The following is a 9,892-nucleotide window of genomic DNA, read 5'->3' on the forward strand; positions in this document are numbered from 1 at the left end:
TCCTTTATTAAAATCACCACAGGTTCAGAAACAATCCTTAAATTTCATCTATAAGGAAAGTCGTTCTACTTTCAGGAATCACGAAATTTTTCAGCCCCCGCGAAACGTGTAATCTACTTTTGTTCTTATAACCTATTAGGTTTTGTTTCATAGATTACACCTGTTATATGCTGTCAAAAATTATTAGTTTCAGTATAAAGAATAAGCTGATTATTCTTTTGTTTACTTCATTTATAGTTGGTTTCGGACTTTATTCGCTTAGCCAGCTCTCAATTGGAGCCGTCCCCGATATTACCAACAACCAGGTACAGGTTATCACAACCTCTCAGAACCTTTCCACCCAGGATATGGAGCAGTTTATCACCTATCCTGTTGAACTTGAAATGGCTAATTTGCCTGGAGTGATAGAGATCCGCTCTGTTTCAAAATTTGGATTATCAGTGGTTACTATTGTATTTGAAGAGGAGTTGGGAACTTATTTGCCAAGACAGCTTATTGCTGAAAAAATTAAATCGGCTTCAGAGAATATTCCGGATAATTTTGGGAAACCGGAAATGGGTCCAATTACTACAGGGCTGGGAGAGATCTACCAGTATATTCTCGATACTGAACCGGGATATGAAGATCAGTACTCGGCAATGGAACTTAGAACTATCCAGGATTGGATTGTAAAACGACAGCTATCGGGAATTCCCGGCGTGGTGGAAGTGAACAGCTGGGGAGGTAAGCTGAAACAATATGAAGTAGCCATAGATTCAGAAAAACTTATGGCGATGAATATTACTGCCGCTGAAGTTTATACTGCTCTTGAGAAAAACAACAGCATTGCAGGTGGTGGTTATATTGAACGTCTTAATCAGGCCTATTTTATTCGCGGGGAAGGCCTTGTGCATTCCCTGGAAGATATTGAGAACATCGTGGTTAAAAATCCCGATGGAAACCCAATTTATATTCGGGATATTGCAGAAGTTGGCTTCGGAAGTGCTACCCGTTTTGGCGCGATCACAGGTAACGGGGAAGGCGAGAAGGTACTTGGCCAGGTGATGATGATCAAGGACGGAAATTCCAAACAAGTAATTGAAGCCGTTCAGGATAGAGTTGCCGAAGTATCAGAAAGTCTGCCTGAAGGGGTTTATATCAATGCCTTTCTGGATCGCAGTGAACTTATTGAAAAAACAACCTGGACAATTACCGAAAACCTTATTCTGGGTTTTCTTATCGTGATCTTTGTAGTGGTGTTGCTGTTAGGGAACCTGCGTTCGGGATTAGTGGTTGCATCGGTGATTCCTTTGTGTCTGCTATTTGCTTTCTCCATGATGTATCTTTTTGGAGTAGACGCCAATTTAATGAGTCTTGGTGCAATTGACTTTGGGATAATTATAGATGGCGCGGTAATCATTGTTGAGTTTATCGCCTACCAGATGACCATGAAAAGATCTGATCTTGAAAACCTAACCAAGTCTGAATTACGGTTGGCGAAAGATAAAATCACCTATACGGGAGCATCAAAAATGATGAATTCAGCCGTCTTTGGGCAGCTTATAATCCTTATAGTTTTTATACCCATACTTTCTTTAAGCGGGGTGGAAGGGAAAATGTTCCGTCCCATGGCACTTACATTTAGTTTTGCCCTGATTGGAGCTATGATCCTCTGTTTTACGTATGTTCCGGTAATATCCTCTATGGTATTAAAACCCGGAAAATTATCAGAGAAAAACATTTCTGTTCGGCTGATGCGTTTTCTAACCAGACTTTATTCGCCTACAATCGCCTGGGCACTCCAGGCCAAAAAGCTGGTACTCGTGTTGGCTGTATTTATTCTTGCGGTAACAGTGTACATTTTCACCACAATGGGAGGCGAGTTTGTTCCAACCCTCGACGAAGGAGATTTTGTTATTCAGCCGGTTTTAAAAACAGGAACCTCGCTAAGTGAAACGGTAAAACTTACCACCAAAATGGAGAAGATACTGCTGGAATTTCCTGAAGTGAAACAGGTGGTAACCAGAATTGGTGCCGCTGAAGTTCCTACCGATCCAATGTCTATGGAAGAAAGTGATGTGATAATTACTCTAACTCCAAAAAATGAATGGGTAACAGCTGAAACTAAAGATGAGCTCGCTGAGGAATTCAAAGAGGCTCTAATGATTATTCCGGGAATGGAAGTTGAATTTACCCAACCTATTGAAATGCGGTTTAATGAACTTATCACGGGCGTACGTGCCGATATTGCAATCAAGATCTTTGGGGAAGACCTGGAGATCCTTAACCGCAAAGCCCACCAGATAGAAAACCTTATCAGCGATGTGGAAGGGGCAGCCGATATAACCGTTGAAAAGATTGCTGGTCTCCCCCAGATGAGCGTGAAATATGATCGTGCAAAAATTGCCCGCTACGGACTTAATATTTCAGATTTAAATGATTTAATAAGTGCCGGATTCTCAGGTAAAAAAATGGGAAGCGTCTTCGAAGGGGAGAAACGTTTTGATCTTGTGGTGAGATTGAATGAAGAAAACCGAAAAGATATTTCAAACCTGGAAAACCTTTATGTAGACACCCCGGCCGGAAATAAGATCCCTTTAAGTGAATTGGCAAATATAAGTTATCAGAAAGGTGCTGCCAAGATATCCAGGGATGACACCAGAAGAAGGATCGTCGTTGGGGTGAATGTAAGGAACCGTGACCTTCAGTCTGTTGTAGATGATGTGGAGGCGTTGGTGAGAGCGAATATAGATTTACCTCCAGGTTATAACATCACTTATGGCGGGCAATTTGAGAACCTTCAAAGCGCAAAAAACCGATTGAAGATTGCTGTACCGGTGGCCCTGGTGCTAATTTTTATCCTTTTGTATTTCGCTTTCAGTTCGGTGCGGGATGCTCTGATTATATATTCTGCGATACCGCTTGCTGCGGTTGGAGGGGTACTCTTGCTTTGGATACGGGACATGCCTTTTAGTATTTCGGCGGGAGTTGGGTTTATTGCCCTATTCGGAATTGCGGTGCTGAATGGGATTGTGCTTATTGAACATTATAAGGAATTAAAGAGAGAGGGAATGGAACATTCAGATCATTTAATGCAGCAAGGCGCCAAAGACAGACTGAGGGCGGTATTGCTAACGGCCTCGGCAGCTGCCCTTGGTTTCCTTCCGATGGCTGTTTCAGTAGGAGCAGGAGCTGAAGTTCAGCGGCCACTGGCAACGGTTGTAATTGGTGGGCTGGTTACGGCAACCTTGTTAACCCTTGTAGTTTTGCCGGTGCTTTATTCCCTCTTTGGTGGAAAGTCTAAAAAGACGAACGACAATGTCCATTTTAAAAACAGTAAATACAAGTTCCCGATTATTATTCTGATGTTCTCCATTCCTGTTTTTGGGCAGCAGAAAGAACTAAGTTTTGAGGAGGTACGCCAGCTGGCCCTGGAAAATAATTCCGGCTTGAAGGTTTCAGAATTAAACCGTGCTGAAGCTGATGCACTGGTAAATTCTGCTTTCAATTTTAATAAGACCGGAATCTATTACAATTACAATGAAATGGAACAGGGCCCTACAGATGAGCCTTTCAGAATTCTAGGCATTCAGCAGGATTTTTCTTTTCCCAGCGTTTATTTTTCGGCTAAAAAACTGAACAAAGCGAATTTGAGAGTGCAGGAAGAAGCTTATGAGCTCATTAATCTTCAACTGGAAAAAGAGGTGGCATCTTCTTTTTATCAACTTAAATATGAACTTGAAAAAGAAGAGATTTACAGGGTTTTAGATAGTTTATACAGCCGATTTTCTCACGCAGCCACACGAAGGTTTGAACTTGGAGCAACTAACTACCTTGAGAAGATCACGGCGCAGGCAAAACAGCGAGAACTGCAGACGCGATATCAACAAACTGGTGAAGAAGTTAAGGCTGCCTATGAAATATTGTGGAGCAGGGTTCAGGTTGAGGAAGAATTCAGCATAGAGAAAGATAGTTTACAAAAACTGGAAATGACGAGATTGGGAGTAGAGAACCACGCCCTAATAAATTTTTATGAAAGCAGGGAAAATTACTTTACAGCCAGAAACCGACTTGAAAAACAACAACTTTTACCAGATTTCAGCCTGGAATATTTTGAAGGTACAACGCCGGATATAGATTACAGTTTATACGGTTACCAGGTTGGGATTAAAATTCCGCTACTTTTTAGCGGCCAATCATCAAAAATCAAGGCATCTAAGATCGCTATGGACAGGGCAGAGCAGGAAACGCGGAATAACGAGATCCTTCTTGAAACCAAATTTATGCAACTTCAGGCAGAACTTAGAAAATACGAGGAAGCTCTTAGTTATTATGAAAATGAAGGAAGACAATTATCCAGGGAAATCTTGAAAACCGCTAATGGTAGCTACGAGAATGGGGAGATAGATTTTTTCCAATATATTCAGAGTCTCGAAAATGCTTATGATATCCAGTTGTCTTACCTGGAAAATCTAAATGCCTACAACCAGACCATCATATCTCTAAATTATTTAAACCTGTAAATTTTTACCGATGAAATCCATATATAAAATGACCTTTCTTTTAGTTTTGATCCTTACTTCCTGTAAGGAGTCAGCTGAGCAAGCAGTAGTGGAGGAGGAAAAGGATGACCTGATCAGTATCACGAAAGCCCAGTTTCAGGATAGTGAACTGGAAATCGGAAACTTAGAAGAATTTGATTTTCCGGAAGTTGTGCGTAGCAGCGGCCGGATAGATGTGCCCCCGCAAAACAGGGCCAGCATAAATGCATTTATGGGAGGCTATGTCAGGAATATCGAGTTACTGGAAGGAGATCGGGTTTCGCGCGGACAGTTTCTGGTAAGTCTGGAAAGCACCGAATATGTGCAGTTGCAGCAGGATTATATGGATGTGGCCGGGCAACTGGATTACCTGCAAGCCGAATTTGAAAGGCAAGAAACCATGCTTGAAGAAAATATAACCTCTCGGAAAAGCTTTCTAAAAGCCGAAAGCGATTACAAAAGAGCACAGTCGGCTAAAAGCAGCCTGGAAACAAAGCTTAGAATGCTAAATTTCGATCCTAAAAAGGTAGAGGCAGGAGATTTTCGTTCTATCGTAAATATTTATTCTCCAATTAGTGGGAATGCCACTAATATTTCAGTGAGCCGTGGAAGTTTTGTATCTCCAACCGATAGGATAATGGAGATCATCGATTCTGAACATATGCATTTAGAACTGGTGGTGTTTGAAAAAGATGTGCGTAAAATTGAAGAGGGACAGAAAATAATCTTCAATACCCCCGAAGCTTCAGATGAGAATTTTGAGGCCGAAGTAATTCTGGTAGGGAAAACTATAGACCAACAGAAAAGAAATGTGAGGGTTCACGGTCATCTTCCGGATAGTATTGCTTCAGAATTTACGGTGGGAATGTTCGTGGAAGCAAATATTATAACTAGTGAAGCCCAAAAAGCCAGCTTGCCCGAAGAGGCCGTCATAGAGCAGGAAGGGGAATATTTTATTTTGGTACTTGAAAAGGAAGACGACGAAAACTATCACTTTAGAAAGCAAAGCGTCACTCCGGGAGAGACTTTTGGCGGAGTCATTAGCTTGGAAAATACTGAAAGTTTAAAAAATGAATCTGTATTGTTGAAAGGTGCTTTCAATCTAATTGAAGAGGTAGGAGGCGAATAGAATACTCGGAAGGCCGGTAACCTGATTCAAATCATATTAATCGTTTAGGTGGTACTTTAACTTTGCAGCCTAAACTAAACTAAATGAGTTCTGCCCTTATCAGAAAATACAATATTCCGGGGCCCCGTTATACCAGTTATCCTACCGTTCCTTTTTGGGAAGATTCCGGTTTTTCTATCAAAGCCTGGAAAGATAGTCTGCTTGAACGCTTTAGTGAAAACCGGGAAATAAGTCTTTATTTGCACCTGCCATTTTGTGAGAGCCTTTGTACTTTTTGTGGTTGCAATAAGCGCATCACTAAACAGCACGGAGTGGAAATTCCCTATATTGAAACCTTAATACATGAATGGGAACTGTATCTTCAGGAGCTTCCGTATAAACCAATTATAAAGGAAGTGCATCTTGGTGGAGGAACTCCAACATTTTTCTCTCCTCAGAATCTTGAATTTCTTCTGAAGACTATTTTCAGAAAAGCAGAACTTGCCGATGAGGTAGAATTCAGTTTTGAAGGTCACCCCAATAATACTACCAAAGAACATCTTACTAAACTCAATGAATTAGGATTTAGAAGAGTTAGTTATGGAGTTCAGGATTATAATATGAAAGTGCAAATCGCCATTCATAGAATTCAACCTTTTGAAAATGTGAAACGCGCAACCGAAGAAGCACGCGAAGCAGGTTACAATTCTATAGGTCACGATATAATTTTTGGACTTCCATTTCAAACAAAGGAACATATTATTGAAACCATTGAGAAAACCAAACTACTAATGCCAGATCGTATCGCCTTCTATAGCTATGCGCATGTGCCATGGATAAAAGGCAGTGGTCAACGCGGTTTTAATGAGGATGATCTTCCGGATGGGGAAACCAAAAGAGAAATGTATGAAACCGGAAAGCAGATGCTGGAAGAGGCCGGTTATGTTGAAATAGGCATGGACCACTTTGCCCTTAAAACAGATTCTCTCTATAAAGCGGTTGAAGAGAAAGAGCTTCACCGAAATTTCATGGGCTACACCACCTCAAATACCGGTCTTATGATTGGGCTGGGAGTGTCGGCAATAAGTGATAGTTGGTATGGTTTCGCACAAAATGAAAAAACTGTGGAGGCTTATCAGGAAAGAGTGGAGAATGGTGAAATTCCTGTGTTTAGAGGACATATCCTGAATGAAGAAGACCTGATTATAAGGAAACATATTCTTAACCTCATGTGCCGACTGGAAACCAGTTGGGCAGCCCCTGAAGATTATTTTGAAGAACTCCCTGAAGTCCTGGTAAAACTAAGGGAAATGGAAGCCGACGGGCTTGTTGAGTTTTCTGAGACCGGATTATATATTCCGGAAAACGGAAGGCCATTTGTTCGGAATATTTGTATGGCCTTTGATCTAAGATTACAGAGAAATGTTCCTGATACCAGGTTGTTTTCAATGACGATGTAAAAACATATTATTTAAAAAACCACGGAACTCCGTGGTTTTTTTATTTATAAAACTTACCGGAGATTATTCTTCTTTTCCTCCATAGATCATTTTTATAACGATCCAAATAAGGGCGGCACATACCACCACGAAGAAACCGATAATGTAAGTTCCCAATTCCCAATTTACCAGTGCGAGATTATTAGCTAGAGTCATCTTTTTTATGTTTAATGGCAGGATTGAACTGCGGTTATTTTTGGAGTCATTTCAATAGGAGAGAGGTAGGGAATTCCTAATCCCATCCCACGTATTATAAAAAGCAAACCTATAATTACTACAAATACAGGCACAGCTTTAGTGATCTTTTGTCTTACCCCGGCGCCTATGAAATTACCCAGGTAAACCGCTGCGGTCATCATTGGCACGGTACCCAGGCCGAAAAGCATCATATAAAGGCTACCTTCAAGAGCATTTGCTGAAGCTACCGCGCCAAAAACAGCCATATAAACTAAACCACAGGGTAGGAAACCGTTTAGGAATCCTGCGGTGAAGAAGGTGTCGGGGGTTTTCTTTTTCAGGCTTTGTCCGAGCCCCGATTTTACTTTTGAAATAAACCTGTAAACCGGGCCTGAGCCATTAATTTTACCGAATGTTTTATAAGGTAAAAAAATCACCAGGATCATCAGGATTCCCACGGCTATTGATAATTGCTGCTGAAGTCCAAACAGGCCAAAGCTTTTGCCAATTACACCAAATAGAAGTCCTATGAGAGCATACGAGAATATTCTCCCAAGATGGTACAGGCTCACCTGACCCGCTTTCCGTAGAGAATTTTCCCTATCTACCGGGAGTAAAAAGGCAATTGGCCCGCACATTCCTATGCAGTGAAAACTTCCTAAAAGGCCGAATATGAGGGCTGAAATAAGCATATTCTAATAAACGATCTCTTTTTTATACAAGTAAGTTTCACCCTGGTACTCCCAGTGAATGTAGATATTCCATCTTCCCGGTATCAGGTTTTTGTCGGCAATTTCAATACGGTGAGATTCCAGGTTTAAAGGGATGTCAAAATCCAGTTTTGCGTTTGAAGGTCGATAAAAATTCAGATTTCCTGATATTCCATCGAGATTTAGGTCTTCAGGAAATTCAATAAGCCAACCGTTTTCAATTCTGGAATCACTAATATTTTCTGCGAGTTCATTTCCTCTTGTTTCCGCATCTATTTCCTGTTGGAATAAGAGTTCTTTTTTGTAATATTCTTCGGTCACGAGATCGTGATCAAATTTCTTATCGGTAAGCATATTAAATACCAGATAGAGTATAAAACTTATAAAAAGTAATAACCCAATCACAATTCCCGTTCCCCAGTTAATTCTCATATGTGTTTTATTTTCATTAATTAAAACTCCGCGGGCCCATAAACATAGTCTTGGTGGTTTCAATAAGTCTGTCTCCGCTATAAATTCCTATTTCCACTTTTTCCTTTTCATCTTCAAGAGCCGAGGCATTGATCTCTATGAATAAGGTTCCCTCGCTTAATTCCTGTCCCGGTACCACGATCTCTTTATCCTGAACCGGTTTTACCGTGCCCGGATGCGACATCAGTCTAAATTCAATATCACCAAAATCGGCCGTGGTTTTGTTTACCAGTTTATAGGTAAAGACATTGCTTATCACGTTATCGTCCTTATGCTCATAAAGCTGGCCGGGTAGTCTTAAAATTCGAGCTTCTACCTCGCTGCGAACAAACAGCATCCCGACAAGCACCGCGGTTAAAATTCCCAGAACTACCGTGTAGCCTTTCAGCCTTGGAGTAAACCTGAATTTCGCTTTTTTCTCGATATTTTCCTCACTGGCGTAGCGTATAAGTCCTTTAGGAAGATCCACAGCTTCCATCATCGAATCGCAGGCATCTATACAGGCGGTACAATTTATACATTCCAATTGAGTGCCGTTCCGGATGTCTATTCCGGTTGGACAAACCTGTACACACTGAAAACAATCTATGCAATCTCCCTTTCCGCTGGCTTCGCGATCTTCATTCTTTTTGAATTTGGCTCGTCCTTTTTCTTTTTCTCCACGTTTATGATCGTAAGCAACTATAATAGATTTGTTGTCAAGAAGTACACCCTGAAGCCTTCCGTAAGGGCAGGCGATAACACAAACCTGTTCCCTGAACCATGCAAAAACGAAATAAAAAACCCCGGTAAATATAAGTAAGGAAAAGAAGGTGCTTAGATGGTTCATGGGACCATCTGTGACGTATTGTAGTAAACGGTCGCTACCAATCAAATAAGCCAGGAAAACATTCGCAATGAGAAAGGAGATGATGAAGAAAAGGAACCACTTAATTCCCTTTTTTCTTATTTTTTCGGCATTCCATTCCTGTTTACTGAGACGCATTTGCTTCCCGCGGTCGCCTTCTATCCAGTATTCAATTCTTCGAAAGACCATTTCCATAAAAATGGTTTGGGGGCAAAGCCAGCCGCAAAAGATTCTTCCAAAGGCCACGGTAAAGAGGATGATGAAAACCACCCCGATCACCATCATGATCACAAAAATGTGAAAATCCTGAGGCCAGAAAGTAAATCCGAAAATATTGAAACGCCGTTCCAGGATGTTGAACATCAGGAACTGGTTGCCATTAACCTTTACAAAAGGTGCGGCAAAAAGAAAAATAAGAAGCAGGTAACTAACGTATTTACGATAGTCATAGAACCTTCCCTCGGGTTTCTTAGGATAGATCCATTTTCTCTCTCCTTTGGAACCCGCGGTGGCTATGGTGTCTCTAAAGCTTTCGTTGTTTTCCAACTTCTTATTTTCTT

7 protein-coding genes are annotated in these 9,892 nt (G+C 41.1%); 3 read left to right on the forward strand and 4 right to left on the reverse strand.

Annotated features, from left to right (window positions below):
* Nucleotides 1–167: 167 nt before the first annotated feature.
* The 3 genes from ACESK1_RS02550 to hemN all read left to right on the forward strand — a co-directional run bounded on the left by ACESK1_RS02550 (nt 168) and on the right by hemN (nt 7,088).
* On the forward strand, nt 168–4,502 hold the full coding sequence (locus tag ACESK1_RS02550; RefSeq protein ID WP_372917607.1) for a CusA/CzcA family heavy metal efflux RND transporter: 4,335 nt from the start codon (nt 168–170) through the stop codon (nt 4,500–4,502).
* 10 nt (nt 4,503–4,512) lie between these two features.
* A complete protein-coding gene (locus ACESK1_RS02555; protein WP_372917609.1) occupies nt 4,513–5,649 on the forward strand; it encodes an efflux RND transporter periplasmic adaptor subunit in 1,137 nt (378 codons plus the stop codon).
* Nucleotides 5,650–5,732: 83 nt separating this feature from the next.
* Nucleotides 5,733–7,088 (forward strand): oxygen-independent coproporphyrinogen III oxidase, encoded by a 1,356-nt coding sequence (gene hemN / locus ACESK1_RS02560; protein WP_372917611.1) that lies wholly within the window; start codon nt 5,733–5,735, stop codon nt 7,086–7,088.
* 63 nt (nt 7,089–7,151) lie between these two features.
* Here the strand turns inward: hemN and ACESK1_RS02565 are convergent, their stop codons facing one another.
* The 4 genes from ACESK1_RS02565 to ccoG are packed head-to-tail and all read right to left on the reverse strand — an operon-like array spanning nt 7,152 to nt 9,878.
* Nucleotides 7,152–7,283 (reverse strand): hypothetical protein, encoded by a 132-nt coding sequence (locus tag ACESK1_RS02565; RefSeq protein ID WP_372917613.1) that lies wholly within the window; start codon nt 7,281–7,283, stop codon nt 7,152–7,154.
* A gap of 11 nt (nt 7,284–7,294) precedes the next feature.
* The gene (locus ACESK1_RS02570) at nt 7,295–7,996 is read right to left on the reverse strand and encodes a sulfite exporter TauE/SafE family protein (protein ID WP_372917615.1); all 702 of its coding nucleotides are present in this window, start codon (nt 7,994–7,996) and stop codon (nt 7,295–7,297) included.
* Between the two features lie 3 nt (nt 7,997–7,999).
* A complete protein-coding gene (locus ACESK1_RS02575) occupies nt 8,000–8,446 on the reverse strand; it encodes a FixH family protein (protein WP_372917617.1) in 447 nt (148 codons plus the stop codon).
* A gap of 16 nt (nt 8,447–8,462) precedes the next feature.
* On the reverse strand, nt 8,463–9,878 hold the full coding sequence (ccoG, locus tag ACESK1_RS02580) for a cytochrome c oxidase accessory protein CcoG (RefSeq protein WP_372917631.1): 1,416 nt from the start codon (nt 9,876–9,878) through the stop codon (nt 8,463–8,465).
* Between the last annotated feature and the right edge of the window lie 14 nt (nt 9,879–9,892).

The organism is Salegentibacter sp., from assembly GCF_041642575.1.
Classification (GTDB): domain Bacteria; phylum Bacteroidota; class Bacteroidia; order Flavobacteriales; family Flavobacteriaceae; genus Salegentibacter.